The following is a 25,960-nucleotide window of genomic DNA, read 5'->3' as shown; positions in this document are numbered from 1 at the left end:
GATACGGAGGGAATGCCGCCGTCAGCAGGTGGGGGCGGGCTCCAGGCCGCGGCGCGCCGCCTGCCGCTGGTGCCGGTTGAGCATGTCGGTGATGTCTCCTCGCCGCTCAACTCGTCACCCTCCACTGTCGTCGATCTCATGGAGTCCGACGACGGGCGGCGCCGTTCGGTTCGTACGGATACGGAGGGAATGCCGCCGTCAGCAGGTGGGGGCGGGCTCCAGGCCGCGGCGCGCCGCCTGCCGCTGGTGCCGGTTGAGCATGTCGGTGATGAGCTCGATGGCGTCGGGGGTGCTGGTGTCCTGGGCGCCGCTGAGCCAGCGGGTGGCCTCGGCCAGCAGGTCCTCGGCGGAGTCGTCGGCGCGGCTCGCGTCGGCCATGCGGCCGAGGACGGCGCCGAGGCGCAGGGCCGCGTCGGCGCGGTCGGACTCCGCGGCGCGCCGGTACCAGTCGGCGGCCGACTCCAGGTCGCCCGCCCGCTCGTACATCTCGCCCAGCCCGAAGGCCACGTCCGCCCAGGTCCCGTCCGTGGGACGCCCAAGGTCCTCGGGACTCCAGGGTCGGACAGGCATAGGATCACTCCGGTAGGTCGGTGGCGGGAGACGGCGCGCGGGAACGTCACACGTGCCGTGCTGGAACCATGGTGGCCGCCGAAACCGAAATCCGCCACCGCTTTGGCTAGGTTTGGCGAAGTTTCTGCGCGACAGCATCGATAGCACCGGAAACACGCCGGTCCGTTGCGGGCCCGCCGTCCCGGCTCAGGTGGACGGGGGACGCCCGGTACGGTGGGTTCCTCCTGATACGAAGGGGGCGGGCGTGTCCGTAGTGAAGATCAACGTGCTGACCGTAAAGCCGGAGATGCGCGAAGAGGTCGAGCGGCGCTTCGCGGGCCGGGCCGGGCTGGTGGAGTCGGCCGAGGGCTTCGAGGGCTTCGAGCTGCTGCGCCCGGTCGAGGGGTCGGACCGCTACATGGTCTACACCCGCTGGCGCAGCGAAGAGGACTTCCAGCGCTGGACGGCCGACCAGTCGTTCCAGCGCGGCCACGCGGCGGCGGCCAAGGACGCCGAGGCCCGGCCGGCCGGCCAAGGGCACGGCGGGCCCGCCGCGAGCGGGGCGGAGCTGTGGAGCTTCGAGGTCATCGAGAGCGCCTCCCCCAAGCCCGCCGAAGCCTGAGCGACCTGAGCGGCCCGAGCGCAGGCCGCGCGACGTCACCCGTCCCGCGGCCTGCGCGGTGGCTGTCAGGTGGCCACAAGGTCCTGGTAGTCGGGGTGCTTGTCGATCCACTTCTTGATGAACGGGCAGCGCGGGACCACGCGCAGGTCCTTGGCGCGGATGTCGTCCAGGGCTCCTCTGGCCAGGGCGCTTCCGATGCCCTTGCCCTCGAAGGCGTCGTCCACCTCGGTGTGGGTGAGGACGAGCCGGCCGGGCCGCGACTCGTAATCGGCGAATCCGGCAAGGGCGCCGTCCACCTTGATCTCGTAGCGGGCCCGTTCGGCGTTGTCGGTGATCTCGTTGCTCATGTCCCGATCATTCCCCGGCCGGCGCCGCCGAGTCGGTCCCGGCGCCCACCTCGTGGCCGGCGTGCAGCAGGCAGTAGGTGACGGCCTCCTCCAGCGCCTGCCAGGACGCGGCGATGACGTTGTCCTCGACGCCGACCGTGCCCCACTCGCGCTCGCCGTCGCCGGACTCGATGAGGACGCGGGTGCGGGCGCCCGTCCCGTGCGTCCCCTCCAGGATCCGGACCTTGTAGTCGACCAGCTCCAGCCGCGCCAGCTCCGGGTAGAGGCGGCCGAGCGCGACGCGCAGCGCGTTGTCCAGGGCGTTGACGGGGCCGTTGCCCTCGCCGGTCGCGATGATCCGCTCGCCCTTGGCGTGCAGCTTGACGGTGGCCTCGCTGACCATGGAACCGTCGGGACGGCGCTCCACGATGGACCGCCACGACTCGACCTCGAAGTGCCGCTGGCGGACGCCGGTGAGCTCCTCGCGCAGCAGCAGCTCGAACGAGGCGTCCGCGGCCTCGAAGGTGTAGCCGGTGGACTCCAGCTCCTTGACCCGGTCGACGACGGCCTTGGCCTTCTCGCCGGACAGGTCGTAGCCGAGCTCGCGGCCCTTCAGCTCGACCGAGGCGCGCCCGGCCATGCTGGAGACAAGCATCCGCATGTCATTGCCGACGGTGGCGGGGTCGATGTGCTGGTAGAGGTTCGGGTCGACCTTGACGGCGGACGCGTGCAGCCCGGCCTTGTGCGCGAAGGCGGACAGGCCGACGTAGGGCTGCTGGGAGCCGGGCGTGATGTTGGTGACCTCGGAGACGGCGTGCGCGATCCGGGTCATCTCGGCGAGCTGGGCGTCGCTGACGAGGTTCATGCCCCGCTTGAGCTGGAGGTTCCCGATGACGGTGAACAGGTTGGCGTTGCCGCTGCGCTCGCCGTAGCCGTTCGCGCAGCCCTGGACGTGGGTCGCGCCGGCCTTGACGGCGGCCAGGGAGTTGGCGACGGCGCAGCCGGAGTCGTCGTGGCAGTGGATGCCGACCCGCAGCCCGGCCGAGACGACCTCGTGGACGACGTCGGCCAGCTCGTCCGGGAGCATGCCGCCGTTGGTGTCGCAGAGCGCGACGACGTCCGCGCCGGCCTCGGCGGCGGTGCGGACGGCCTCCAGCGCGTAGGCGCGGTTGGCCTTGTAGCCGTCGAAGAAGTGCTCGGCGTCCAGGAAGACTCGTTGGCCCTCCGCACGCAGGTGGGAGACCGTGTCGCGGATCATCGCGAGGTTCTCCTCCAGGGTGGTGCGGAGGGCCAGCTCGACATGCCTGTCGTGACTCTTGGCGACGAGGGTCACGACGGACGCGCCGGATTCGCGCAGGGCGGCCACCTGGGGGTCGTCGGCGGCCTTCACTCCGGCCCGGCGGGTCGCGCCGAACGCGGTGAGCTGCGCGTGCCTCAGGCCGAGCTCGGTCTGAGCCCGTCTGAAGAACTCGGTGTCCTTGGGATTGGCGCCCGGCCAGCCGCCCTCGATGAAGCCGACGCCCAGGTCGTCGAGGTGCCGCGCGACGGCGAGCTTGTCGGCCACGGAGAGGTTGAGCCCCTCCTGCTGCGAGCCGTCGCGGAGCGTGGTGTCGTAGACGTGGAAAGCGTCGCCTTGCATGGAAACCCCCAAGGATGGGTGATCAGCGCCAGGGCACAAAAAAGACCCCTCACGGACGTGAGAGGTCTGCGCGCCGGCGTTGTCCCGTCAGATGCCGGCGCGCCAGCCGATAATCACGAGGCTGTGGCGCATGATGGACGACAGTCTGCCACATGGTGCGCGTGGATGGGACATCCGTCTCACATGATGGGACGACTCTCGTCCGCCGATGGCGCGCTCCTCCAGGTGAGGGCGCGCCATCCGGCCGCCGGGCATCAAACGATCTTGTGGACCCAGCCGTAGGGGTCGGGGCGGGTGCCGTACTGGATGCCGATCAGCTCCTCGCGCAGGCGCATGGAGATCTCGCCCGGCTCGCCGTCGCCGATCGTCCATTCGCGGTCGTTGCCCTTGACGTGCCCGACCGGGCTGATGATCGCGGCGGTGCCGCAGCCGAACACCTCGGTGATCTCGCCCGAGGCGCAGCCGGACTGCCACTCCTCGATGCTGATCTTGCCCTCCTCGGCGGCGATGCCGAGGTCGGGCGCCAGCGTGAGCATCGAGTCGCGGGTCACGCCGGCGAGCAGCGTCCCGGTCAGCGCCGGGGTGAGCATCCGGGCGCGGGCGCCGGAGCCGTAGACGAACATCAGGTTCATCGAGCCGACCTCCTCGACCCAGCGGTGCTCCACCGCGTCGAGCCAGACGACCTGGTCGCAGCCCGCCGCGACGGCCTCGGCCTGGCCCGCGAACGACGCCGCGTAGTTGCCGCCGAACTTGGCCTCGCCGGTACCGCCCGGCGCGGCGCGGGTGTAGTCCTGCGACAGCCACACCGAGACCGGCTTGATGCCGCGCGGGTAGTACAGGCCGGACGGGGACGCGATGACCATGAACAGGAACTCGTCCGCGGGGCTGTTCACGCCGAGCCCGCGGGTGGTGGCGAACATGAAGGGCCGCAGGTAGAGGCTGTGCCCCTCGGCGTCGGGGACCCACGCGTGGTCGGTGCGGACCAGCAGCTCGACGGCGTCCACGAACAGCTGCTCGGGCATCTCCGGCATCGCCATCCGCCTGGCGGTGCGGTTCATCCGGGCGGCGTTCATGAACGGCCGGAACGTGACGACCGAGCCGTCGGGCTGCCGGTACGCCTTGAGCCCCTCGAAGAGCTCCTGGGCGTAGTGGAACACCTGGCTGGCGGGGTCCATCGGGATGGGCCCGTAGGGTTCGAGCCGCGCGTCGTGCCAGCCGCGGTCCGCAGAGTACCGGATCGTGATCATGTGGTCGGTGAAGTGCCGCCCGAAGCCGGGATCGGCCAGGATGCGCGCGCGCTCGTCGGCCGTGGCGGGCCGCTCGGTGAGCGTGATCTCGAAGTCCAGGGTGCTGCTCATCGCGGTTCGTCCTCTCGCGGATCGCCGGGTGCGGCCCCATCGCCGCTTCGGCTTCCTTAATCCCCATTGTCGTGCTTCGTCTAGACCTACTCCTCGCTCACGGCGCATACGGAAAACCGGACGCGCCGTGAGGCGCGCCCGGAGTGTCCCTGTGCTCAGGCCAGAGAGGCGCGCCCCTAGCCCGATACTCGCTTGGCGATCGCGTCGCCGATCTGCGTGGTGGAACGGTCGCCGAACCCGGCCCGCTCGGCCAGGTCGTCGGAGACGGCCCGCTCGACGCGGCGGGCGGCGTCGGCGGCGCCGACGTGGTCGAGCAGCATGGCGACCGACAGGATCGTGGCGGTCGGGTCGGCCTTGCCCTGGCCCGCGATGTCGGGCGCGCTGCCGTGCACCGGCTCGAACATCGAGGGCGCGGCGCGGTCGGGGTTGACGTTGCCGGAGGCGGCCAGCCCGATGCCGCCCACGATCGCGGCGCCGAGGTCGGTGATGATGTCCCCGAACAGGTTGTCGGTGACGATGACATCGAACCGCTGGGGCCGGCTGACGAAGAACATGGTCGCCGCGTCGACGTGCAGGTAGTCGACGGCGACCTGCGGGTATCCGGCGCCGACCCGCTTGAGGGTGCGCTGGTAGAGGTCGCCCGCGAAGGTGAGGACGTTGTCCTTGTGGACGAGCGTCAGCTTCCGCCGGGGCCGGGACGCGGCCACCTCGAAGGCGTACCGGATGACCCGCTCGACGCCGTAGGCGGTGTTGACGCTCTCCTGCGTGGCGACCTCGTTCGGGCTGTCCCTGCGGAGCACGCCGCCGACGCCCGTGTACGGGCCCTCGGTGCCCTCGCGGACGACGATCATGTCGATGTCGTCCGGCGTCACGCCCGCCAGCGGGGTGGCGACGCCCGGGAACAGCTTCACCGGGCGCAGGTTGACGTAGTGGTCCAGCTCGAAGCGGGCCCGCAGCAGCAGCCCGCGCTCCAAAGTGCCGCTCGGCACGCTGGGGTCGCCGACGGCGCCGAGGAGGATGACGTCCTGGCCGCGCAGCTCGTCGAGGACCGTGTCGGGCAGGGTCTCGCCCGTGCGGTGCCAGCGGGCGGCGCCGAGGTCATAGGACGTCTGCTCGAACGCGAGGCCGCTGGACGGGGCGACGGCGCCGAGGACCTTCAGCCCCTCGGCGACCACCTCGGGGCCGATGCCGTCACCCGGGATGACGGCCAGGCGAATGCTGCGGGAAACCATGGCCGCACTCTACTGCAAACGTCTCACTGCCTGGGCTCTCGTCTCGTATCCCGGGACGGCGGTCTCGTGACCGGCTCAGGCCCCGTTTTGTCACCCGCCGTCGACTTGACGCACCGCCCCGCAAAGGGGACGCTCTGCACGACAAGTTCACATGAGGCGACGGTGCGCAGGAACCTGGTGCGATTCCAGGACGGTCCCGCCACTGTGACCAGGGAGTCTCCCCCGCTTCACGACCACGGCCGGCGTCCCGGCTGGAAGGTCGGAGGGAGGCGCGGATCTGGGAGTCAGGACACTGACCCGTCGTCCTCCCGCTACCGGGGCGAGTGAACCCCGTGAGGAGACCCGACCATGGCCCAGTCCGCCGTTCCGTCCGCCGGAGCGCCCCCGCAGGCCCAGCCGACCCCCGCGCCGCTGCGCGTGCCGATCCGCGAGGTCCTGCCCTGGGCCGTCTTCGCCGTGGTGTTGGCCGCGGTGCTCATCTACTTCGTCGGCGCCGAGCAGGGCGCGACGTCGCTGTTCGGCGGCACGTGGGTCCACGAGTTCACCCACGACGGCCGGCACCTGCTCGGCTTCCCCTGCCACTGAGCCGCCGCCGATGATGAGATCTCTGCTGGTCCGCGGGATGCTCGTCGGGCTGGCCGCGGCGGCGCTCGCGCTGGTGGTCGCCTGGTTGTACGGCGAGCCCCAGGTCGGGCACGCCATCGCGTTCGAGGAGGCCAAGGCCCACGCCGCGCACGAGGGGCACGAGCCGGAGGTGGTCGGCAGGACGGTCCAGAAGACCGCCGGGCTGATCACGGCGATGGCCGTGTACGGGGTGGCGCTCGGCGGGCTGTTCTCGATCGCCTTCGCGTTCGCCTACGGACGGCTCGGACGGCTCGGCGCGCGCGCCACGGCCGCCCTGGTCGCCCTGGCCGGGTTCGTGGCGATCGAGCTCGTCCCGTTCCTGAAGTACCCGGCGACGCCCCCGGCGGTCGGCGCCCCCGAGACGATCGGGAGCCGGACGGCCCTGTACTTCGGCATGGTCGCGCTCGGGATCCTGGCGACGACGGCCGCGGTGGTCGTGTGCCGCCGGCTCGTCCCGCGGCTCGGCGTGTGGAACGCGACGATCGTGTCCGCCGCCGGGTTCGCCGTGGTGGTCGGCGTGGTCTACCGGCTCACGCCGAAGCCCGACGCCATCCCCGAGCACTTCCCGGCCACCGTCCTGTGGGACTTCCGGATCGCCTCGCTGGGCGTCCAGCTCGTCCTGTGGGCGACGATCGGGTTGCTGTTCGGCCTGCTCACCGAGCGGGCGTTCGCCCGGAACCCGGCGCGCGCCGCGGCCCCCGCAGCCGCCTGACCTCGGCCCTGCCGCCCTGCCGCCCGCTTGTTCAGCGGCGGGGCAGCAGGGCGCAGTCGCCGCACATCTCGCCGCCCGGCGGCACCCGGTAGTACAGGCAGCAGCTGCGCCGGACGAACCGGCCGCGCACGAACGTCCCCGTCCCGGCCAGCGGCTCCCGCGCGAGCAGCTCCCGGACGAGGGCGGCGCGTCCGGGCTCGGCCGGCCCGACGTTCAGGCCGCCCGCGAGGGCCGAGGCGGCGTTCCCCCACAGCAGGCCGTCCGCGAGCCGGACGAAGCCCAGCATCGCGTCGCGCAGCGGGCGGAGCTGCCCGTCCACGACGGCGTCATGGACGAGCCCGGCCGCGTCCCGGGCGTCCTTCGCGCGCCGGCCGCGCGGGTCGGCGAGCCACAGGGCGACGGGGGCGCCCGGCGCCCACCGCCAGTGCAGGCCGGACAGGTCGGGGACGATGCCGCGCGCCGCCACCGCGACGACGGGCGACCACAGGCGGGACGCGAGGCCCTGGAAGAGGATGGACGCGGCCACCCGCCGCTCGTCCGTCCCGAGCCGCTCGGCGTACCGGTCGGTCAGCCCGGCGAGCCGGTCGCGGTCGGTCTCGGGGAACGGGCGCCAGGTGGGGTCGGCCTCCTCGGCCGGATCGGTGCCGATCTCGAAGAAGGGGCCGAGCCGGGCGGCGTCGCGGAGGGCTTCCACGATCTCGGCGGGATCGGCCGCTGGGGGCTCGGCGGCGGGCACGCCTCCACCCTAATGCGATCAGGGGACCGCCCGCCGGTGCGGGTGGTCCCCTGATCGGCAGAGTCGGCCACTTGCAGGCCGGCTGCTGTCCGCGGGCCGGCTACTTGGAGGGGCGGCCGCCGTTGTCGCGACGGTCCAGGGCGGTCTGCAGGGCGCGGGCCGCCTCTTCCTGGGCGTCGTCGGCGGGCGCGTTGCTCATGGTGGCACTGCTCATGGCGGTCTTGTTCATGGTGGCGTCGTTCATCTCGGTCGCTCCGATCGCTGGGCTGTAGGCCGGAAGGGCCGCCGGGAGGACGTGGTTCGCACGGTCCGGCGTGAATCGGACTCACGGCCAGCACAACCTCCGCAGCGGGTGCCGGCCTGCCGATGATCAGGCCCCGCTGCGGCAGCGAAGGATTACCACGAAGCGCCGCATGACTACTCCCACGGTACCCGCCGTTCCGGCGACAGTCCCGACCCGTGGCGCATTTTCTCACCATGTGAGACGGAGCGGGGTGCCGGAACGTCTCGGGCGGGCGCCGGCACGGTGCCGGGCGCCCGCCCGAGGCGGTGCTTTCGCGGGTCAGTTCTCCAGGTCGACCCGGCGGCCCATGTCGGCGCCGACCTCGGCGGAGATGGCGTCGACGAGCTGCGGCGCGATGGCCGAGTCGACGGTCAGCGCGATCAGCGCGCGGCCGCCCTTGGCGGCCCGGCCGACCTGCATGCCCGCGATGTTGACGCCCTCGTCGCCGATCAGCTTGCCGACCGCGCCGACGATGCCGGGACGGTCGAGGTAAGAGAAGAACGCCATGTGCTCGGTCGGGACGAGCTCCATGTTGTAGCCGTTGATCTCGATGATCCGCTCGGCGTGCTTCGGACCGGTGAGCGTGCCGGACACCGACACCACGGCGCCGTCGGCCATCGTCCCGCGCACCTGGACGACGTTGCGCCAGTCGGGGCTGTCCTCGCTGGTGGTGAGGGTGACCTCCACGCCGCGGCCCGAGGCGAGCAGCGGCGCGTTGACGAACGTCACGGCCTCCTCGGTCACGTCCACGAACACGCCCTTGAGCGCGGCCAGCTCCAGCACCTTCACGTCGTGCTCGGCGATCTCGCCGCGCACCACCACGTCGAGCCGGACGGGCACGCCGCCCGCGAGCGCGGTGAAGATGCGGCCGAGCTTCTCGGCGAGCGGCAGGCCGGGCTTGACGTCCTCGGCGACGGCGCCGCCCTGGACGTTCACCGCGTCCGGGACGAACTCGCCGGACAGCGCCAGCTTCACCGAGCGGGCGACCTGCGTGCCCGCCTTCTCCTGCGCCTCGTGGGTGCTGGCGCCGAGGTGGGGGGTGACCACGACGGCGTCGTGGTGGAACAGCGGGCTGTCGGTGCACGGCTCGGTGCTGAACACGTCGATGCCGGCGCCCGCGACCCGCCCGTCCTTGAGGGCCAGGTCGAGCGCCTCCTCGTCGACGATCCCGCCGCGGGCGGCGTTGACGATCCGCACGCTCGGCTTGACCTGGTGCAGCTCGCGGTCGCCGATGAGGCCGAGCGTCTCGGCCGTCTTCGGCAGGTGGACGGTGATGAAGTCGCTCTCGCGCAGCAGCTCGTCGAGGGTGACGAGCTTGACCCCGAGCTGGGCGGCGCGGGCGGCCTGCACGTAGGGGTCGAACGCGATCACGCTCATGTCGAAGGCGGCGAGGCGCTGGGCGACCAGCACGCCGATGCGGCCGAGGCCGAGCACGCCGACGGTCTTGCCCTGCAGCTCGACGCCGGTGTACTTGGAGCGCTTCCACTCGCCCTGCTTGAGCGCGGCGTGGCCCTGGGGCACGTTCCGCGCGGTGGCGAGCAGCAGCGCGATCGCGTGCTCGGCGGCCGTGACGATGTTGGAGGTCGGCGCGTTGACGACCATGACGCCGGCCTTGGTGGCGGACTCCACGTCCACGTTGTCGAGGCCGACGCCGGCGCGGGCGACGACCCGCAGCTTCCTGGCGTGCCGGAAGACCTCGGCGGTGACCTTGGTGGCGCTGCGGACGATCAGTGCGTCGACGTCGGCGACGGCGGGCAGCAGAAGCGCCTTGTCACTGCCGTCGACGTGACGGACCTCGAAGTCGGACTCCAGCACGGCGATGCCGGCCGGGGAGAGCTCTTCTGCGACGAGGACGACGGGCTTGCTCAAGGAAAAGTCCTTTGGAAGTCGGTTGTTCGGGTGGTGTGCAGGTGAAGTCGCGAGTCACCTCGTCGTGCCCTCGCCCCCAGGCGTCGAGTCTATCTCCCGTGGACGGCGGGGCCGGCGGCGCTGCGAACACCCATGGGTAACTCCCGGCCCGTCCTCATACCGTCAGCACACCGTCCCGGCAGGACGTGCGGGAGGCCGTCCGGTTACGGCCATCCGGCCCGCCGCCGCGAGGTCCAGTGACCATGCTCACAACGTCGCGCGGCGGCGCGCCACCGGCCCGGCCGCCCGGCCGCATGATCGCCCAGCCGCCGGCCCTGCTCCGGCCGGGCCGCCGGGCCCTGTCCCGTCGCGGATCAGGCCGCGTTGGGCTCGGGGATGGCGGTCAGGACGGACGCGACCCCCTCGGCGTCGCCGACGTGGACGTGCGGGACGTCCACGAAGATCCGCAGCGGCCCGGCGGGGAGCCCCAGCTCGTCGGCGACCTGCGTCTGGACGGCGCGCAGCGGGATGTAGGTCAGGTAGCCGCGAAAGACGTTCTGCGAACGGAACATCGCCGTCATGATCAGCCGGTAGCCGCGGATGCGGAACGACAGCGCGGTCAGGCACGGCAGCCCCTCGGCGGCCTCGCCCGGGATCGTGAGCGAGATCCACGCGCTGGTCGTCCACGGCCGGGCCCGCAGCAGGTCCACGACCCAGGCGAGCTGGTCGACGCCTTCGAGGTCGCGCAGCCGCGGCCCGTACCGCCCGCGGACGGCGCGGCGGGTGCGCTCCTGGGCCCGCCGGACGATGCGCGCCCGGTCGCCGTGCTCGTGCAGTATCGGATCCTCCCAGCTCAGCGAGGCGACCTCGAAGAGCACCGGCGGTCCCTCGATGATGGGCTCGCCGTCCTCCATTCCGGCCTCGCCGGCCGACCAGACGTGCCGCAGCACGGCGATCCACGCCTGGCCGCACGTCTCCCAGCGCTGGACGTCACGGCCCGCTGCCGCCGCCACCTCACGACTCCCCGCCATATTCCACCCCGTGACCCGCAATGCGGAACGGGGAATTTCCTGCCTCCGGCATTGCCGCGCGGGGGATAAATTCCGCCTCGCGCCCGGCTCGCCGCCTCGCCGTGTTCCCGGACAGCCTTACATCAGTCATGTACTCGCCCCAACGCCGTTCAGGCGGCGGTCACGGGGTTGTTGGCGCAGGTTCTCCGCACCGGCCGGCCGTCGTCACGGCTTTCTTCAAGTATCCTGCAAAGTGAGCGAAAAGGGTAGGTTGTTTTATCCGGCAGGTGACCTTCACTCGCATTCTGACGCGCTGCCCGGCAGTCGGTCATTGGACAACCGTCCAAACGATCGGTTTATTGCGGTGCCCGGGGCCGTCACCAGGGGTCGGGCCCGTCCCGGTGGAGCACGACGTATCCGTTCGCGCGGTAGACCTCCCGGTACCCGGCCGCGATCAGCGCCCCGACCCTGTCCCGCTGCTCTTGCACCGTCCGGAACGGGAACTCAAGCCGCTGGACGTCGGCGACGACCCAGGGCGCCTGGCGCGGCTGCCCGTCCCACAGCAGGACGCGGGCGCGGCCCGACAGCGCGGGCCCGATGACGTTGGCCGATTCGACCAGCGCCCCGTCCGGGATCCGGGCGGCCACCGCAGCGGCGGCCCGTGCCCGGTCGTTGCGGGCCCAGAGCGCGGGATCGGCCAGGTGGGCGAACGCGAAGAACGGCACGCAGACGGCCGAGGCGGCCAGCAACCCCGCCGCGGGCAGCGCGGCAGGCAACCGCAGGGACCGCCCCCTCAGCCGCCCTTTCAGCCGCTCACGCAGCCGTACAGCGCCGTCCACCGAGGCCAGGACGAGCACGGCGATGATGAACGCGTTGTAGTGGAAGCGCGGCTCCCACCAGTTGTCGAAGCGGCTGGCCAGCATCCGCTCGGCGAGCAGGGGCAGGGCGGTGAGCGTCAGCGGCGACGCCAGCGGCAGCAGGAGCAGCGGCAGGACGAGCAGCGCCATCGTCCCCACCTTGGCCGGAGGGGTGCCGAGGACGCTCACCACGTCCCACGGGTTGGTCAGCGCGTGGACGGCGGCGTGCGGCAGGTCCGGGCCGAGCGACCCGTACGCCCAGTAGTAGTCGTTGTCGCCGCCGAACGCGGCGATGGCGAGCCGGGAGCACACCCAGGTCGCGGCCAGCCCGACCGCGACGCAGGCGAGGCCCGCGCGCCGGTCGCGGCCGCGTTCGCTGCGTTCGCCGTGCTCGTCGTGCCGGGTCAGCAGGAACAGCCCGAAGCCCGCGACCAGGAGGCCCATGTCCTCCTTCACCAGCAGCAGGGCGAGCGCGGCGGCGGCCGCCTGGCCGCGCCGTCCCGCGTCGTACCGCTCGATCATCAGCGCCGACAGCACCGGGACGAACGCGACCTCGTGGAAGTCGAACGCGAGGGCCTCGGCGACGGGCCACGACAGCGCGTACGCGGCGGCGACGCAGGAGGCGGCGGCACCGCCGAGCCGCCGCTGCGCGTACCGCCGGATCGGGACGATCGCGAGCGCGAACAGGACGGCCTGCGCGACCAGCAGCGTGCCGGGCCCGTCGTGGATCCAGTACAGCGGCGCGAGCAGCGCGAGGATCGGCGAGAAGTGGTCGCCGAGGACCGAGAAGCCGGGCCCGAAGCCGTTGTGCACGCCCTTGACCATCGCGACGGGCGCCCCGAACCGGCTGTAGGAGCGGACCGCCTGGTCGAAGATCACCAGGTCGTAGCTGCTGGCCCGGAACGCCCGCAGCCGCATCAGCGAGTACGCCGCGTAGAAGGCCGCGGTCAGCGCGACCAGCGCGTACAGCGCCGCGTTCCGGCGCCGCCGCCGCAGCCGTCCGAAGCGGCCGGCCGGGGCCTCGTCCGCACGCCCCTCCACGACAACCGCCTCAGCCACGCGCCGGACGCTACCAGCAACCCCTCTCCCGTGAGTCGCGGCGGGTCGTTGCCGTGCGGGCCCGCACGGCAACGACCCCCGCAGGGGTGAAAGGGGTCAGGCGACCCGCTGGGACATCGGGAGGCGGGAGCGGGTGAACAGGCCCGCGGCCGTGGCGGCCACCAGCGGGACGGCGATGCCGATCACCAGGAGCAGCGGCCACGGGAAGACGACGATCGGGCCGTGGGCCCCGCCGGGGGCGTCGGACGGCTCGTCGGTGAGCGGCCGTGCCGCGGCGATGCCGGGGACGAGGCCCGCCGCGATGCCGAGCCAGCAGCCGAGCGCGGCGATGAATCCCGCCTGCCCCATCATCAGCAGCCGGCGCGTCCGCGGGCGGGCGCCGACGGCGGCCAGGGTCGCGAGGTCCGGGCGGGCGTCCGCGGACGACAGGCCCGTGGCGATCAGCGCGCCACCGAGCGTGAGCACGGCGGCGGCCGCGGCGAGGAAGAGCAGCGTCTCGTTGAACGAGCCGGTGAAGCCCCGCTCGACGTAGACCGAGCCGTCGTCCTCGGTGAAGCCTCGCAGGGCCTCCTCCAGCCGGGACTGCTCGGCCTTGGTGACCCGATGGTCGGCCCGGTCCACCCCGAACGCCTCCGTCCGGACGGGGAGCCCGACCCGTCCGGCGAGCGACGGGGGCACGAGGGCCTGCACGTGGGGGTCCTCGGCGAAGCCGACCGCGGGCAGCCCCGGCACCTTCCTGATGGCGCGGGGTTCCTCCCGCTCGTCGTCCCATACCGAGATCGTCGCGGTGGTCGTCCCCTGGGCGAGCGGCCGGGTGCCGAACAGGACGATCTTCCCGGCGGCCAGCGCCGCGGCCACGGCGGGATCGTCGCGGCCGAGAACCAGCCGCGCCTCGCGGGCACCGCCCACCACGCTGCCCAGGATGATCGTCTGGGTGTGGTCGCCGGGGGGCCGCGCGGAGAACGAGACGCTGGGGCATTTCGCCGGGTCGTCGCCCTCGCAGATCGAGTTCTCCCCGGGCAGGGCCCGGACGGGGAGCACCGGCACCCCCGGCAGCTCGCGCTGGACGGCGCGTCCCACGGCGTCCACCCGGTCGGCCGGCGGCCTCACCAGGGTCGTCCCCATGGGCAGCTGCGCCTGGTACTCCTGCCGCTGCTGCTGGAAGTCGCTGGCGGCCCCGATGGCCAGCGCGGTGATCCCGGCGACGGCCGCCATGATCGCGGCGACCGCGGGCGCGGCGCGGCCCCGGTTGCGGGAGCCGTCCCGGACGGCGAGGCGCAGCGGCAGCGGGAGCCCCCGGGCGAGGCGTCCCGCCGCGCCGACCACCCAGGGCGCCGCCATCACGCAGCCGAGGATGATCGCGGCGGCGCCGATCGCGGCCCCGAACTCCCGCAGCGACCGGACGCCGACGAGGCAGACGACCGCTCCCCCGGCGATCACGACGGCACCGGCGATGGGCCAGCCCCGGCGGGCCCGGCCCCCGTCCCGGCGCCCGGCCAGGGCCGCGACGACGTCCATCCGCCCGGCCTGCCTGGCGGGCGCGTACGCGGCCAGCAGGCCGCTGCCCGCCCCGAGCGCCATCGTGAGGGCGACCAGCGACCAGGGCACGTCGAACGGGCCCAGCAGGGTCTCCCTCCACGCCTCGACGGCCGGCTTGGCCGCGGCGGCGCCGAGCAGCCCGAGCACCGCCCCGCCCAGCGCGGCGGCGCCGCCGAGGACGAGCCCGCTCGCGAGCACGACGGCGCGCAGGTGCCGGGCCTCGCCGCCCGCCGCCGCGACGAGCGCGAGTTGCCGGCGCTGCCGGCGCATCCCCACCGCGAAGGCGGGCCCGGCCAGCAGCACCACCTCCAGGACGATCATCGCGGCGATCATCGCGGCGACCGCCGGCTCGGCCCCCCGCGTCGCCTGCTCGCCGCCGAGCGGCGAGTCGGCGGGAGGCGGGGGCGGCGGGTCCAGCACGACGGCGCGGGACAGGACCGTGATCCCGGACTTGTTGAACTCGGTGACATCGGCCCAGGTCACCGGCTTGCCCGCGTCGATCAGCCACTGCAGCAACGGCTCCTGCCGGCCGGGGAACGCGCCGGGCAGCGTCAGCGCGACGGCCGCGCCGGGCTGTCGCGGCTCCTTCACGTAGCCGACGACGCGCTTCTTCGTGCCGTCGCGGTCGACCTGGGCGAGGGCACCGATCGGGAACCCGTGCCCGCCGAACGACGGCGACAGGGCGATTTCGCCGGGCGCGGCGGGCGCCCGCCCCTTGGTGATCTTGAAGAGCCCGCGCGCCATGGGGTCGCGCACGTCCAGCCCGGTGAGTTCGGCCCGCAGATAGCCGCGGGTGGTCTTGAGGGAGATCAGCCCGCTCTTGCTCCAGGGCAGGACGCGCGCCCCCGGACCGTACTTCGCGGTGACCTGCCGGGTGATCTCGGCCGTCGTCCAGGGCCGGTCGTTTCCGCCCCCGGACGCCTGGCTGGTGGAGAACTCGTCGTCGTCCGGCCTCTGCTGGACGGGGACGCGGCCGGCGTCGGTGAGCCGGGCGTCGGCGGCGCCGATCTCGTAGGGCAGCTCCTCACGCGGGGACCATGCGCTGGTCTTCAGCAGGACGGCCAGCGCCACGATCACCGTGACGGGCAGGCCGATCATGCACAGGACGAGCGCCGTGCGGCCCTTGGAGCGCAGCGCGTCCCGCCGCGCCATGCGCAGCGCCGGACGGTGGCTTCTCACTGCGCCTCCTGCAAGAGCGTCTCGGGACCGGGCCGGGCGGGCGTGGCGTCGATGATCTGGCCGTCGCGCAGGAACACGACCCGGTCGGCCCATGCGGCGTGCCGCGACTCGTGGGTGACCATCAGGCAGGCGGCGCCCGCGTCGCAGCGGCCCCGCAGGATCCGCATGACGTCCTCGCCCGTCTGGCTGTCGAGCGCGCCGGTCGGCTCGTCGGCCAGGACGAGCCGCCGGTCGCCGACCAGCGCGCGGGCGATCGCCACCCGCTGCTGCTGGCCGCCGGACATCTCGTCCGGGAACCGGTCGGCCAGCTCGGCCACCCCGACCTCCCGCAGGGCCGCCCCCGCCTCCTTGCGGGCCTGGCGGGCGCGGACGCCGTCGAGCTCGCGGGGCAGCATGACGTTCTCGGCCGCGGTGAGGCTCGGGATGAGGTTGAGGTCCTGGAAGACGTAGCCGATGCCGCGGCGGCGCACCGCGGAGCGCCCGGCCCGGCCGAGCGCGCCGAGGTCGGCGCCCTCGACCACGACCTGCCCGGACGTGGGGGTGTCGAGGCCCCCGGCCAGCGTCAGCAGAGTGGACTTGCCCGACCCCGATGGGCCCATCACGGCGACGAACTCGCCCGCCGCGACCTCCAGGCTCACCTCCCGCAGCGCGTGGACGAGGCCCGCTCCCGTCCCGTGGTCGCGGGAGACGGCGTGCATGGCAAGGACGCTCATCGGCGTGCCTCCTTGGAGTCGGCGGGCTCCCCAGCCGGGGACGGATCGCCGGACGGCGCGTCGGGAGCGGCGGGCGGCGCGACGGCGGGCGGGGCGGCGGCGGGCGGCGCGGCGCGCACGACGTAGGACTCGCAGTGGTCGAGCCAGCGCACCTCCGCCTCCGCCTGGTAGATCATGGATTCCAGGACGAGCCGCCAGGCGCGGTCGCCCTGCTCGGCGGGGACGGCCGGCGCGTCGGCCTTGAGCCTGGTGAGGTCCTGGAGGGCGCGCAGGGTGGCGGTGCGCTGGGTCTGCACGACGTGCCGGACGTCGACGCCGGGCGTGGTGACGGCCATGGCCAGCTTGATCGCCAGCTCGTCGCGGGGCCGGTCGGCGCGGGCGATCGGGGTGGCGAACCAGCGCCGCACGTCCTGCTCGCCCGCCGCGGTGATCCGGTAGACGAACCGGCCCTCGTCGTCGGCGCCGACGCGGGTGACCATCTCGTCCCGCTCCAGCCGCGACAGCGTGGAGTACACCTGCCCGATGTTGAGCGGCCAGGTGGCCCCGGTGGACGACTCGAACTCGGCGCGCAGCTGGTAGCCGTAGCGCGGTCCCTGGGACAGCAGCGCCAGCAGACCATGACGGATCGACATACCTACCAAGTATGCATACCGCGTATCCCCCTGACAATACCGCGTATGCATCCCCGGAGACACGGTCGCGATGTTTCACTGTGAGCGACCGATCGGAGGCTTAACGTAACCGGTGTTCCGGCCGACGATGAGAGCCGACCAGGAGAGACCCGTGACCTCGGACAGCACGATCAGTGTCCTGCGCGACGTCCTGCGCGTGTACGACCACCGCTACCTGGACCTCGACCACCGCCAGCGCGAGCGGCTGGTCGAGGGCACGAGGCAGGTCATCGGCGAGGAGGGGCTGAGCGACGCGGCGCGGGCCGCGCTGCCCGCGTCCGTGCGGCTCAGGGCGTTCTGCATCCTGCACGGGATGGGCGAGGAACTGGAGCGGCTCATCCGCGACGAGGTGGAGGGCAGCCCGGCGGGCGCCGTCGTGGTCGGCGGACGGGTCTACGCGATGTACCCCTACCTGCGCGGCGTCCCCCGGCGGGACGCCGACATCACCACCGAGGTCGGCGTGGAGCACCGGCTGGACGCGGTCACCTGGCAGGGCAGGCGGGTACGGATCCGCGGCGCGGCGCGCCTGGAGCGCGTCGACACGCACCGGACGGCCGTGGACGTCATCCTGCGGGAGCGCACGTCGGGCAAGGAGCGCTGCTTCTCCGCCGAGTCCCGGGAGCGCGCGGCGGAGGACTTCGAGGCGATCATCGACCCGGCCGCGGTCGATCCGGGACGCTGGGACGTCCACGTGGCGGCGACGGCGCTCGGGGTGCGGCGGGAGGCCCGGTTCGGGTCGGTGCGGCCCGGCAGGCTCAAGACCGTCCCGCAGCGGCGGACGACCGGCTCCGCGCACGACGGCACCGGCAAGGACGTCACCGTCTACTTCACCAAGGGCGGCCACCTGGCGCTGCTGGTGAACGACGGCGCGGGCGGCACGCCACTGCTCACCCGGATCAGGCGCCGGCTCTCACGCTGATCCCGCGCTCCGGGCCGCCCGGCACGGACGACCACCGGGCCACCCGGGACGGACGGACCACCGGGCCGCCCGGCGAGGAGAACCCCGCCCGGCGGCCCGGGAAAACGAGCCGGAGCTCAGTCGTTGATCCAGCTCATCATCGGGCGCAGCTCCGCGCCCGTCTTCTCGACCGGGTGCTCGGCGAGCTCCTCGCGGTACCTGCCGAACTGCTTCTGGCCGCCCTCGAACTCCTCCACCAGCTCCTTGGCGTAGGCGCCGGACTGGATCTCGCCGAGGATCTTCTTCATCGCGGCCTTGGTCTCCGGCGTGATCACGCGCGGGCCGCGGCTGTGGCCGCCGTACTCGGCGTTGTCGGACACCGACCAGTACATCTTGGACAGGCCGCCCTCGTACATGAGGTCGACGATCAGCTTCAGCTCGTGCAGCACCTCGAAGTAGGCGACCTCCGGCTGGTAGCCGGCCTCGGTCAGCACCTCGAACCCGGTCTTGACCAGCTCGGACGCGCCGCCGCACAGCACGGCCTGCTCGCCGAACAGGTCGGTCTCGGTCTCCTCGGTGAAGGAGGTCCTGATGCCGCCCGCGCGCAGGCCGCCGATGGCCTTGGCGTAGGAGAGCGCCAACGGCCAGGCGCCGCCCGAGGCGTCCTTCTCCACGGCCACGATCACCGGCACGCCGCGTCCGGCGACGAACTGGCGGCGGACGAGGTGGCCCGGGCCCTTCGGCGCCACCATCGCCACGTCCACGCCCTCCGGCGGCTGGACGAGGCCGTAGCGGATGCTGAAGCCGTGGCCGAAGAACAGCGCGTCGCCCTCGACGAGCGCGGGCCTGATGTCCTTCTCGAAGATCTCGCGGTGGTGGTGGTCGGGGGCCAGCAGCATGATGAGGTCGGCCTCCTCGGCCGCCTCGGCCGGGGTGACGACGCGCAGGCCCTCCGCCTCGGCCTTCTCCCGGCTGGCCGAGCCCTCGCGGAGCCCGACCCGCACGTCGACCCCCGAGTCGCGCAGGGAGAGCGCGTGCGCGTGCCCCTGGCTGCCGTAGCCGATGATCGCCACGTGCCGGCCCTGGATCACGCTCAGGTCGGCGGCGTCGTCGTAGAACATCTCAGCCACAGTGCTGCTGCCTTTCAGTGTTGTCGATCACGGCGTTGAATTCGATGACGGAACCGATCACGCGCTGCGCTCGATGGCCCGCAGCGAGCGGTCGGTGATGGAGCGGGCGCCGCGGCCGACGGCCACCATGCCCGACTGCACCAGCTCCTTGATCCCGAACGGCTCCAGGACCCGGATGAAGGCGTCCAGCTTGTCGCGGTTCCCGGTGACCTCGATGGTGACCGCGTCCGGGGCGACGTCCACCACCTTCGCACGGAACAGCTGGACCGTCTCCAGGACCTGCGAACGGGTCTCGGCGTCGGCCCGGACCTTCACCAGCACCAGCTCGCGCTGGACCGACGCCGACCGGTCGAGCTCGACGATCTTCAGGACGTTGATCAGCTTGTTGAGCTGCTTGGTGACCTGCTCCAGCGGCAGGTCGGCGACGTTCACCACGATCGTCATCCGGGAGATGTCCGGATGCTCGGTGGTGCCGACCGCGAGGGACTCGATGTTGAAGCCGCGCCGGGAGAACAGGGCCGCGACCCGTGCCAGGATCCCCGGCTTGTTCTCCACCAGCACCGAGAGGGTGTGCAGGCTCATCGGGTCAGTCTCCGTTCTCCCAGTCGGGCGCCATATCCCGGGCGATCTTGATGTCGTCGTTGGTGGTGCCGGCGGCGACCATCGGCCACACCATCGCGTCCTGGTGGACGACGAAGTCGATCACGACGGGCGCGTCGTTGATCTCCATGGCCTTGGCGATGACCGCGTCGACGTCCTCGGCCCGGTCGCAGCGCAGCCCGACGCAACCGTACGCCTCGGCGAGCTTGACGAAGTCGGGGATGCGCTTGGCGGCGTGCAGATTCGTGTTGGAATAGCGCCCGTCGTAGAACAGCGTCTGCCACTGCCTGACCATGCCGAGGTTGCCGTTGTTGATCACGGCGACCTTGACGGGGATCCCCTCGATCGCGCAGGTGGCGAGCTCCTGGTTGGTCATCTGGAAGCAGCCGTCGCCGTCGATCGCCCACACCTGGGTGCCGGGCGCGCCGACCTTGGCGCCCATCGCCGCCGGGACGGCGTAGCCCATCGTGCCCGCGCCGCCGGAGTTGAGGAACGCTCCCGGCCGCTCGTACTTGATGAACTGCGCGGCCCACATCTGGTGCTGCCCGACGCCCGCGACGTAGTACGCGTCCGGTCCCGCGAGCTTGCCGATGCGCTCGATGACGTACTGCGGGGACAGCGACCCGTCCGACGGGGTGTCGTAGCCCAGCGGGTAGGTGTCGCGCCAGGCGTTCAGCTGCCGCCACCACTCCTCGTAGTCGCCCGTGTGGCCCGCCGCGTGCTCGTTCTGGATGGCGACGATCAGGTCGGCGATGACCTCGCGGGCGTCGCCGACGATCGGGACGTCCGCGTGCCGGTTCTTGGAGATCTCCGCCGGGTCGATGTCGGCGTGGACGACCTTGGCGTGCGGGGCGAAGCCGTCCAGCTTGCCGGTGACGCGGTCGTCGAACCGGGCGCCGAGCGCGACCAGCAGGTCCGAGCGCTGCAGCGCGCCGACCGCGCCGACCGCGCCGTGCATGCCCGGCATGCCCATCTGCAGGGGGTGGCTGTCGGGCAGCGCGCCCTTGGCCATCAGGGTCGTGACGACGGGCGCGCCGGTCAGCTCGGCGAGCACCTTCAGCTCGGCGGACGCGCCGGCCTTCAGCACGCCGCCCCCGACGTACAGCACCGGGCGGTCCGCCTCGACGATCAGCCGTGCCGCCTCGCGGACCTGCTTGGAGTGCGGCCGGGTGACGGGACGGTACCCGGGAAGCTGGAGCTGGACGGGCCAGGTGAAGCCCACCGTGGCCTGGAGGGCGTCCTTGGCGATGTCCACCAGGACCGGTCCGGGGCGTCCCGTGCCGGCGATGTGGAACGCCTCGGCGATGGTGCGGGCGATGTCCTCGGCCTTGGTCACCAGGAAGTTGTGCTTGGTGATCGGCATCGTGATGCCGGCGATGTCGGCCTCCTGGAACCCGTCGGTCCCGATGAGGGAGGACGCCACCTGGCCGGTGATGGCCACGATCGGCACCGAGTCCATGTAGGCGTCGGAGATCGCGGTGACCAGGTTGGTCGCGCCCGGCCCGCTCGTGGCCATGCACACCCCGACCTTGCCGGTGGCCATCGCGTAGCCTTGCGCGGCGTGCCCGGCGCCCTGCTCGTGCCGGACGAGGATGTGGCGCAGCTTGCGGGAGTCGAAGATCGGGTCGTAGGCCGGGAGGATCGCGCCCCCCGGGATGCCGAACACGGTGTCGACGCCGACGTTCTCCAGGGCGCGGACCAGCGCCTGGGCTCCCGTGATCTGTTCGGTCGTCATGGTCTGCGTTTCCTTGGGGAGAGGGTCTGGGCTCGCCGGGCAACAAAAAACCCCCGCCGCCGTGAAGCGGTCGAGGGGAGGCGCGCAGGTCGAGAAGCTTGGTCAGCCTGCGCGCCGACCAAGTACTACGAGGATGATGGAAGTGCTCTGCACGGGACTCACTTTCGCCGACTTCGGGCCGCGGGTCAAATCCTTGGACACATCGTCTCGGTAAATGAGACGGAAGGCGTCCCATCAGCCCGGGAGGGGCAGCGGGACCTCGCCGGGCCTGCCCTGCGCCGTGAGGTTCGTCCGCACCAGGGACTCCACCCGCCCCGCCGCCATCGGCCGCGCCACGAGGAAGCCCTGCCCGCGCGGGCAGTCCATCTCGCGCAGCAGCTCCAGCTGCTCCGGCCGCTCGATGCCCTCCGCGACCACGGTCAGCCCCAGGTCGCGCCCCAGCCGGACGATCGTGCGGGTGAGCAGCGTCAGGGTCTCGTCCGAGCCGAGCCCCGCCACGAACGACGGGTCGATCTTGATGATGTCCACCGGGAGCTGCCCGAGGTAGGCGAGCGAGGCGTACCCGGTGCCGAAGTCGTCGATCGCCAGCCGGACGCCGAGGTCGCGCAGCGCCGACAGCCGCTCCACGTTCTGGCCCGCGTCCTCGACGAGGACCTCCTCCCGCACCTCCAGGGTGAGCGCCTGCGGCGGCAGCCCCGTCTCGGCCAGCGCCGCCGCGACCGACTCCACGAACCGGGGCGCGCCGATCTGCCGGGCGGTGAAGTTGACCGACAGGCCCACGTCCCAGGAGTCGCGGCGCCAGCGGGCCACCTCGCGGCACGCCTCGCGCAGCACCCAGTCGCCGAGCGGGATCATCAGGCCGGACTCCTCCGCCGGGCCGATGAACTCCTCCGGCGGCACCGACTCGCCGTCCCGCCACCAGCGCAGCAGCGCCTCCACCCCGGTCACCCGGGACGTCGCGAGGTCCACCACCGGCTGGAACTCCACCGCGAACTGCTCCTCGGCCAGCGCCCGCTGAAGGTCGCTGCCAAGCTCCAGCCGCCGGACGACGTCGGCGTGCATGTGCGGCGCGAACACCTCGACCCGGCCGCCGCCCAGCTCCTTCGCGCGCGCCATGGCGAGGTCGCCGTTGCGGATCAGGTCGGCGGCCGAGCGCCGCAGCCGGCGGCCGGCCTCGCTCCCGCCGCCCGCAGCGCCGCGCCCGCCGCGCTCCTCCTCGTCCCCGGAGAACGCGATGCCGACGCTCGCCGTCAGCACGATGTGCTTGCTGCCCACCTGGTACGGGTCGATCGACAGCACCCGCAGGAGCCGCCCGGCCAGCTCCACCGCGGCCCGCGTCTCCCGCTCGTCGGACGGGAGCTGCATGAGCACGGCGAACTCGTCCCCGCCCCAGCGGGCCACGGTGTCATCGGCCTGGACGGTCGCGCGCAGCCGCCGGGCGGCCTGCGCCAGCACCTGGTCGCCCGCCGCGTGCCCGGCCGAATCGTTCACCGCCGTGAAGCCGTCCAGGTCGACGAACACGACCGCGACCTTGCCGCCGTCCCGCTGCCGGGACAGCACCTCCCGCGTCCGCTCCTCGAAGTAGGCCCGGTTCGGCAGGCCCGTCAGCCCGTCGTGGAAGGTCAGGTGCGCGACCTGCCGCTGCAGCGCCGCCTGCTCGCTGAGGTCCCGGGTCGTGACGAGCAGCCGCCCGGGTGCCTCCCCCGTCCCGGCGTAGCGGGAGATGGTGGACTCGGTCGGCAGCCACGTCCCGTCGGCCGCCCGCACCCGGCAGGACACGCGCAGCGAGTCGGGGAAGGCGGCGTCCTCGTCGAGGAACTCGGTGAACGCCTCCTGGACGCGCGGCACGTCCTCGGGGTGGACGATCTCGTGCAGGGGCCGTCCGAGCAGCTCGTCGGCGGTGTAGCGGTACGTCCGGAGGGCCCCGGCGCTGGCGTACCGGACGGTGGCGTCCAGGTCGCAGATCAGCACCGCGTCGTTGATGCTCTCCGACAGGGCCCGGAAGTGCTCCTCGCCGGTGTCGACGGCCCGGCGCAGCGCGTCGTTCTCGCGCAGCAGGCCCGCCAGCCGCGCCAGCAGCACCAGCACGGCCGAGCCCGCGACGATCGACACGACCGGCTCCAGGCCGTCGTCGCCGGTCAGCGAGTGCCCGGCGACGAACAGGGCGGCCGCGGCGGCGATCGCGGCGGGCGCGAGGCCGGGCCCGATCATCCGGCCGCGCTCGTCGGCCGCCGGCACCGCCACGTCCTCGGGGATGTCGTCGACCTCGTCCGGCGCCGGGACGGCCGTTCCCGTCCAGGGCACCAGGAGCAGCAGGAGCAGCCCGCCGAGGCGCAGGATGTCGGCCGGGTCGTCGGCGGGCGCGCCGCCGTCCAGCCGGACGACCGTGGTCACGATGTCGGCGACCGCGAACGCCACCAGCGCGCCGAACCCCATCCAGGACGGCCGCCGGTGCCCGCGCGCGGCGCCGAGGACGAACGGCAGCGCCGCGCACACGAGCACGGTGTCGATCAGCGGGTACAGGAGCTCCAGGAGGAACTCGGACGGGGACTCCTCCGTCTGGTGGTAGAGCGAGCTGAACAGCGCCACCCAGCTCAGCACGAACAGCGCGCACGCGCAGACGTAGGTGTCGGCGCCGTAGCGCAGCCAGGTCGCGACGTCGCGCGGCAGCCTGATCGGGACGATCAGGCCCGTCACCAGCGCGGTCACGGCGGCCAGGTAGAACAGGTCGGGGACCGACAGCGACAGCGCGCTGCGGCTGATGTTGTCGGACGCGGCGGTGCCCAGGGCGCCCACGAACCAGCAGGCCGCCGCGATCCCGTACCAGCGCCGGGAGACGCGCCAGACGCCGCCGGGGCCGCTCTCGGCCGCGGCGCCCCTCGGGCCCCGGGACGACAGCAGCAGGGAGACCGCCGCGGCGCCCGCGGCGCCCGCCTCGGCCCAGGCGATGAAGGCCGTGCCGCCCCAGCCCAGCAGCGAGCCGACGGCGTACAGCACGCCGACGACCGCGGCCGTGGCGACCGGCAGCGGCCGAGGCGGCATCCGCCTGGCGTTCTCGCCGCTCATCGCGCCGTGTCCCTTCCTGCCCCGCCGGGAGCGCTCGGGTCCTCGCAGGCGCCGCACCGCGCCGGAGGAGTGATTGGGTCCGACGACCTCACCGGTCGGATAACGCCCGGTCGGTCATGGATCGTGCCCCGCGCAGGGTCGGCGCGGGCCGCCGACGGGGGCATCGCCTGCGCCGGCCGAGATCAGCGACATTGCTGCACTGCGGGATCACCGTGTCGCTCAATGTACGTTCCATAGGTCACGGAGCGATTGAGGCCCGGCGTCCTCCCGGCGACGAAGGACCGTGCCGGGGACCGACTTGGGAGGTCCGAAACCCGATCGTCACCGTTGAGATACATCACACAGAGTGACCATTTTCACTCCCCCGCGTCCCATGTCGTCCGCCTTGCCGCGGCCGGCCCGCCTCCGATCAGAGGCGATCGGCCCATGACATCCTGGAACGAGCGGCCCGCCGCGTCCGTACCACCACCGGGAGGCGTTCACATGCGTAAGCACCCGATCGTCCTGGGCGCGGCCGCGCTGCTGCTGGCGGCCTGCTCCTCGTCCTCGCCGTCCGATGAGGGCGCCCCGCACACCCCCGCGCCCCTCGCGTCCAAGACCGGCGCGGGCGCGCCCGGTGCCCCGCGGACCCTGGTGACGGGGCTGAGCGTCCCGTGGGCCGTGGCCTTCCTGCCCGGCGGCGACGCGCTCGTGACGGAGCGCGACACGGCCCGCCTCCTGCGCGTCACCCCCGCAGGTCAGAAGACGATCATCGGCAAGGTCCCGGACGTCGACCCGCAGGGCGAGGGCGGCCTGCTGGGCGTCGCGGTCTCCCCCGCCTACGCCCGCGACCACCTGATCTACCTCTATTACACCGCCTCCGGCGACAACCGCGTCGTCAAGGCCGCCTACGACGGCCGCCTCGGCGCGGCCCGTCCGATCGTCACCGGCATCCCCAAGGGCGGCAACCACAACGGCGGCCGGCTCGCCTTCGGCCCCGACGGAATGCTGTACGTCACCACCGGCGAGACCGGGGAGCCCGGCAAGGCGCCGGACAGGAAGTCCCTCGGCGGCAAGATCCTGCGCGTCACCCCCGAGGGCGCGCCCGCGCCCGGCAATCCCTTCGGTTCCCGCGTCTGGACCTACGGCCACCGCAACGTCCAGGGCATCGCCTGGGACGACCGCGCACGACTCTTCGCCACCGAATTCGGACAGGACCGTTTCGACGAGATCAACCACATCGAGAAAGGCCGAAATTACGGCTGGCCCACCGTCGAGGGAGTCGGCCGCCGCGAAGGCCTCACCGACCCGCTCCTGACCTGGACGACCGACGAGGCGTCCCCGTCCGGCCTCGCCTACGCCGGCGGCTCCCTGTGGGCCGCCGCCCTCCAAGGCCGCCGCCTCTGGCAGATCCCCCTGGACAACGGACGGCCGGGCCGCCCCATAGCCCGTTTCCACGACTCCTACGGCCGCCTCCGCGCCGCCGTCCGCGCCCCCGACGGCTCCCTCTGGATCACCACCAGCAACCGCGACGGCCGCGCCGACCCGTCCAAGGACGACGACCGAATCCTCACCATCCCCCTCCGCTGACCCGC

The 25,960-nt window shown here is 72.8% G+C and carries 21 protein-coding genes, 1 pseudogene and 1 riboswitch; of the genes and pseudogenes, 5 read left to right on the top strand and 17 right to left on the bottom strand.

Translation table 11 applies throughout. From position 1 onward, the window contains the following. Nucleotides 1-198 precede the first annotated feature (198 nt). Nucleotides 199-570 (bottom strand): tetratricopeptide repeat protein, encoded by a 372-nt coding sequence (locus E1298_RS07845; RefSeq protein WP_131890446.1) that lies wholly within the window; start codon nt 568-570, stop codon nt 199-201. A gap of 244 nt (nt 571-814) precedes the next feature. Between E1298_RS07845 and E1298_RS07840 the strand changes: the two genes are divergently transcribed. After that, nucleotides 815-1,171 carry an antibiotic biosynthesis monooxygenase family protein gene (locus tag E1298_RS07840; RefSeq protein ID WP_131890444.1) on the top strand — a complete coding sequence of 119 codons (357 nt, stop codon included), beginning with the start codon at nt 815-817 and terminating at the stop codon, nt 1,169-1,171. A 65-nt stretch (nt 1,172-1,236) separates the two neighbouring features. Here E1298_RS07840 and E1298_RS07835 read toward each other — a convergent pair whose 3' ends face one another. The 4 genes from E1298_RS07835 to E1298_RS07820 all read right to left on the bottom strand — a co-directional run bounded on the left by E1298_RS07835 (nt 1,237) and on the right by E1298_RS07820 (nt 5,726). Next, a complete protein-coding gene (locus E1298_RS07835; RefSeq protein ID WP_131890442.1) occupies nt 1,237-1,518 on the bottom strand; it encodes a GNAT family N-acetyltransferase in 282 nt (93 codons plus the stop codon). Between the two features lie 7 nt (nt 1,519-1,525). Next, nucleotides 1,526-3,136, bottom strand: coding sequence for a citramalate synthase (gene cimA, locus E1298_RS07830; protein WP_131890440.1), 1,611 nt, complete (start codon nt 3,134-3,136; stop codon nt 1,526-1,528). 254 nt (nt 3,137-3,390) lie between these two features. Continuing rightward, on the bottom strand, nt 3,391-4,494 hold the full coding sequence (locus E1298_RS07825; RefSeq protein WP_131890438.1) for a branched-chain amino acid aminotransferase: 1,104 nt from the start codon (nt 4,492-4,494) through the stop codon (nt 3,391-3,393). Between the two features lie 176 nt (nt 4,495-4,670). After that, nucleotides 4,671-5,726 (bottom strand): 3-isopropylmalate dehydrogenase, encoded by a 1,056-nt coding sequence (locus tag E1298_RS07820; protein ID WP_131890436.1) that lies wholly within the window; start codon nt 5,724-5,726, stop codon nt 4,671-4,673. A 126-nt stretch (nt 5,727-5,852) separates the two neighbouring features. Next, nucleotides 5,853-6,041, top strand: a riboswitch (cobalamin riboswitch). Nucleotides 6,042-6,074: 33 nt separating this feature from the next. Between E1298_RS07820 and E1298_RS07815 the strand changes: the two genes are divergently transcribed. Next, nucleotides 6,075-6,311 carry a CbtB domain-containing protein gene (locus E1298_RS07815; RefSeq protein ID WP_131890434.1) on the top strand — a complete coding sequence of 79 codons (237 nt, stop codon included), beginning with the start codon at nt 6,075-6,077 and terminating at the stop codon, nt 6,309-6,311. Nucleotides 6,312-6,321: 10 nt separating this feature from the next. After that, nucleotides 6,322-7,062: a CbtA family protein gene (locus E1298_RS07810; RefSeq protein ID WP_131890432.1), complete on the top strand. Its 741-nt coding sequence runs from the start codon at nt 6,322-6,324 to the stop codon at nt 7,060-7,062. A gap of 31 nt (nt 7,063-7,093) precedes the next feature. Here the strand turns inward: E1298_RS07810 and E1298_RS07805 are convergent, their stop codons facing one another. The 8 genes from E1298_RS07805 to E1298_RS07775 all read right to left on the bottom strand — a co-directional run bounded on the left by E1298_RS07805 (nt 7,094) and on the right by E1298_RS07775 (nt 16,918). Continuing rightward, nucleotides 7,094-7,798, bottom strand: coding sequence for a (2Fe-2S)-binding protein (locus E1298_RS07805; protein ID WP_131890430.1), 705 nt, complete (start codon nt 7,796-7,798; stop codon nt 7,094-7,096). 100 nt (nt 7,799-7,898) lie between these two features. Continuing rightward, nucleotides 7,899-8,042, bottom strand: a complete 144-nt coding sequence (locus E1298_RS47905; RefSeq protein WP_165975358.1) for a hypothetical protein — start codon at nt 8,040-8,042, stop codon at nt 7,899-7,901. Between the two features lie 318 nt (nt 8,043-8,360). Beyond that, the gene (gene serA / locus E1298_RS07800) at nt 8,361-9,950 is read right to left on the bottom strand and encodes a phosphoglycerate dehydrogenase (protein ID WP_131890428.1); all 1,590 of its coding nucleotides are present in this window, start codon (nt 9,948-9,950) and stop codon (nt 8,361-8,363) included. A gap of 353 nt (nt 9,951-10,303) precedes the next feature. Further along, nucleotides 10,304-10,942 carry a thymidylate synthase family protein gene (locus E1298_RS07795; RefSeq protein WP_243725439.1) on the bottom strand — a complete coding sequence of 213 codons (639 nt, stop codon included), beginning with the start codon at nt 10,940-10,942 and terminating at the stop codon, nt 10,304-10,306. A 374-nt stretch (nt 10,943-11,316) separates the two neighbouring features. Continuing rightward, complete coding sequence (locus E1298_RS07790) at nt 11,317-12,855, bottom strand: DUF2079 domain-containing protein (protein WP_243725438.1); 1,539 nt, start codon at nt 12,853-12,855, stop codon at nt 11,317-11,319. A 96-nt stretch (nt 12,856-12,951) separates the two neighbouring features. Further along, nucleotides 12,952-15,573: an ABC transporter permease gene (locus E1298_RS07785; protein WP_165975359.1), complete on the bottom strand. Its 2,622-nt coding sequence runs from the start codon at nt 15,571-15,573 to the stop codon at nt 12,952-12,954. Next, nucleotides 15,570-16,286 (bottom strand): ABC transporter ATP-binding protein, encoded by a 717-nt coding sequence (locus E1298_RS07780; RefSeq protein ID WP_131890422.1) that lies wholly within the window; start codon nt 16,284-16,286, stop codon nt 15,570-15,572. The genes E1298_RS07785 and E1298_RS07780 overlap by 4 nt, the downstream gene beginning before the upstream one ends. Further along, entirely contained in the window at nt 16,283-16,918 is a 636-nt protein-coding gene (locus tag E1298_RS07775) for a PadR family transcriptional regulator (RefSeq protein WP_131890420.1), read from the bottom strand. Before E1298_RS07775 ends, E1298_RS07780 begins: the two co-directional genes overlap by 4 nt. A gap of 151 nt (nt 16,919-17,069) precedes the next feature. Here E1298_RS07775 and E1298_RS07770 point away from each other — a divergent pair, with 151 nt between their 5' ends. Continuing rightward, entirely contained in the window at nt 17,070-17,876 is an 807-nt protein-coding gene (locus E1298_RS07770; RefSeq protein WP_131890418.1) for a hypothetical protein, read from the top strand. A 116-nt stretch (nt 17,877-17,992) separates the two neighbouring features. Here E1298_RS07770 and ilvC read toward each other — a convergent pair whose 3' ends face one another. From ilvC to E1298_RS07750, 4 genes and pseudogenes are all read right to left on the bottom strand, one after another. Beyond that, the gene (gene ilvC, locus E1298_RS07765; RefSeq protein ID WP_131890416.1) at nt 17,993-18,976 is read right to left on the bottom strand and encodes a ketol-acid reductoisomerase; all 984 of its coding nucleotides are present in this window, start codon (nt 18,974-18,976) and stop codon (nt 17,993-17,995) included. 66 nt (nt 18,977-19,042) lie between these two features. Beyond that, nucleotides 19,043-19,567, bottom strand: coding sequence for an acetolactate synthase small subunit (gene ilvN / locus E1298_RS07760; protein WP_131890414.1), 525 nt, complete (start codon nt 19,565-19,567; stop codon nt 19,043-19,045). 4 nt (nt 19,568-19,571) lie between these two features. After that, nucleotides 19,572-21,326, bottom strand: a pseudogene (locus tag E1298_RS07755) (acetolactate synthase large subunit); the annotation flags it as partial. 228 nt (nt 21,327-21,554) lie between these two features. Further along, a complete protein-coding gene (locus tag E1298_RS07750; RefSeq protein ID WP_131890410.1) occupies nt 21,555-24,386 on the bottom strand; it encodes a putative bifunctional diguanylate cyclase/phosphodiesterase in 2,832 nt (943 codons plus the stop codon). A gap of 483 nt (nt 24,387-24,869) precedes the next feature. Here E1298_RS07750 and E1298_RS07745 point away from each other — a divergent pair, with 483 nt between their 5' ends. After that, entirely contained in the window at nt 24,870-25,955 is a 1,086-nt protein-coding gene (locus E1298_RS07745) for a PQQ-dependent sugar dehydrogenase (RefSeq protein ID WP_131890408.1), read from the top strand. Nucleotides 25,956-25,960: the final 5 nt, after the last annotated feature.

The organism is Actinomadura rubrisoli, from assembly GCF_004349215.1.
Classification (GTDB): Bacteria; Actinomycetota; Actinomycetes; order Streptosporangiales; family Streptosporangiaceae; genus Spirillospora; species Spirillospora rubrisoli.
This window is presented reverse-complemented; position numbering and strand designations above follow the sequence as displayed.

What these genes read in the sequence shown, in the direction of transcription:
- E1298_RS07845 (WP_131890446.1), bottom strand. Translation starts at nt 570, where the DNA reads ATGCCTGTCCGACCCTGGAGTCCCGAGGACCTTGGGCGTCCCACGGAC.
- E1298_RS07835 (WP_131890442.1), bottom strand. Translation starts at nt 1,518, where the DNA reads ATGAGCAACGAGATCACCGACAACGCCGAACGGGCCCGCTACGAGATC.
- cimA (WP_131890440.1), bottom strand. Translation starts at nt 3,136, where the DNA reads ATGCAAGGCGACGCTTTCCACGTCTACGACACCACGCTCCGCGACGGC.
- E1298_RS07825 (WP_131890438.1), bottom strand. Translation starts at nt 4,494, where the DNA reads ATGAGCAGCACCCTGGACTTCGAGATCACGCTCACCGAGCGGCCCGCC.
- E1298_RS07820 (WP_131890436.1), bottom strand. Translation starts at nt 5,726, where the DNA reads ATGGTTTCCCGCAGCATTCGCCTGGCCGTCATCCCGGGTGACGGCATC.
- E1298_RS07815 (WP_131890434.1), top strand. Translation starts at nt 6,075, where the DNA reads ATGGCCCAGTCCGCCGTTCCGTCCGCCGGAGCGCCCCCGCAGGCCCAG.
- E1298_RS07810 (WP_131890432.1), top strand. Translation starts at nt 6,322, where the DNA reads ATGATGAGATCTCTGCTGGTCCGCGGGATGCTCGTCGGGCTGGCCGCG.
- E1298_RS47905 (WP_165975358.1), bottom strand. Translation starts at nt 8,042, where the DNA reads ATGAACGACGCCACCATGAACAAGACCGCCATGAGCAGTGCCACCATG.
- E1298_RS07780 (WP_131890422.1), bottom strand. Translation starts at nt 16,286, where the DNA reads ATGAGCGTCCTTGCCATGCACGCCGTCTCCCGCGACCACGGGACGGGA.
- E1298_RS07775 (WP_131890420.1), bottom strand. Translation starts at nt 16,918, where the DNA reads ATGTCGATCCGTCATGGTCTGCTGGCGCTGCTGTCCCAGGGACCGCGC.
- ilvC (WP_131890416.1), bottom strand. Translation starts at nt 18,976, where the DNA reads ATGTTCTACGACGACGCCGCCGACCTGAGCGTGATCCAGGGCCGGCAC.
- ilvN (WP_131890414.1), bottom strand. Translation starts at nt 19,567, where the DNA reads ATGAGCCTGCACACCCTCTCGGTGCTGGTGGAGAACAAGCCGGGGATC.
- E1298_RS07750 (WP_131890410.1), bottom strand. Translation starts at nt 24,386, where the DNA reads ATGAGCGGCGAGAACGCCAGGCGGATGCCGCCTCGGCCGCTGCCGGTC.
- E1298_RS07745 (WP_131890408.1), top strand. Translation starts at nt 24,870, where the DNA reads ATGCGTAAGCACCCGATCGTCCTGGGCGCGGCCGCGCTGCTGCTGGCG.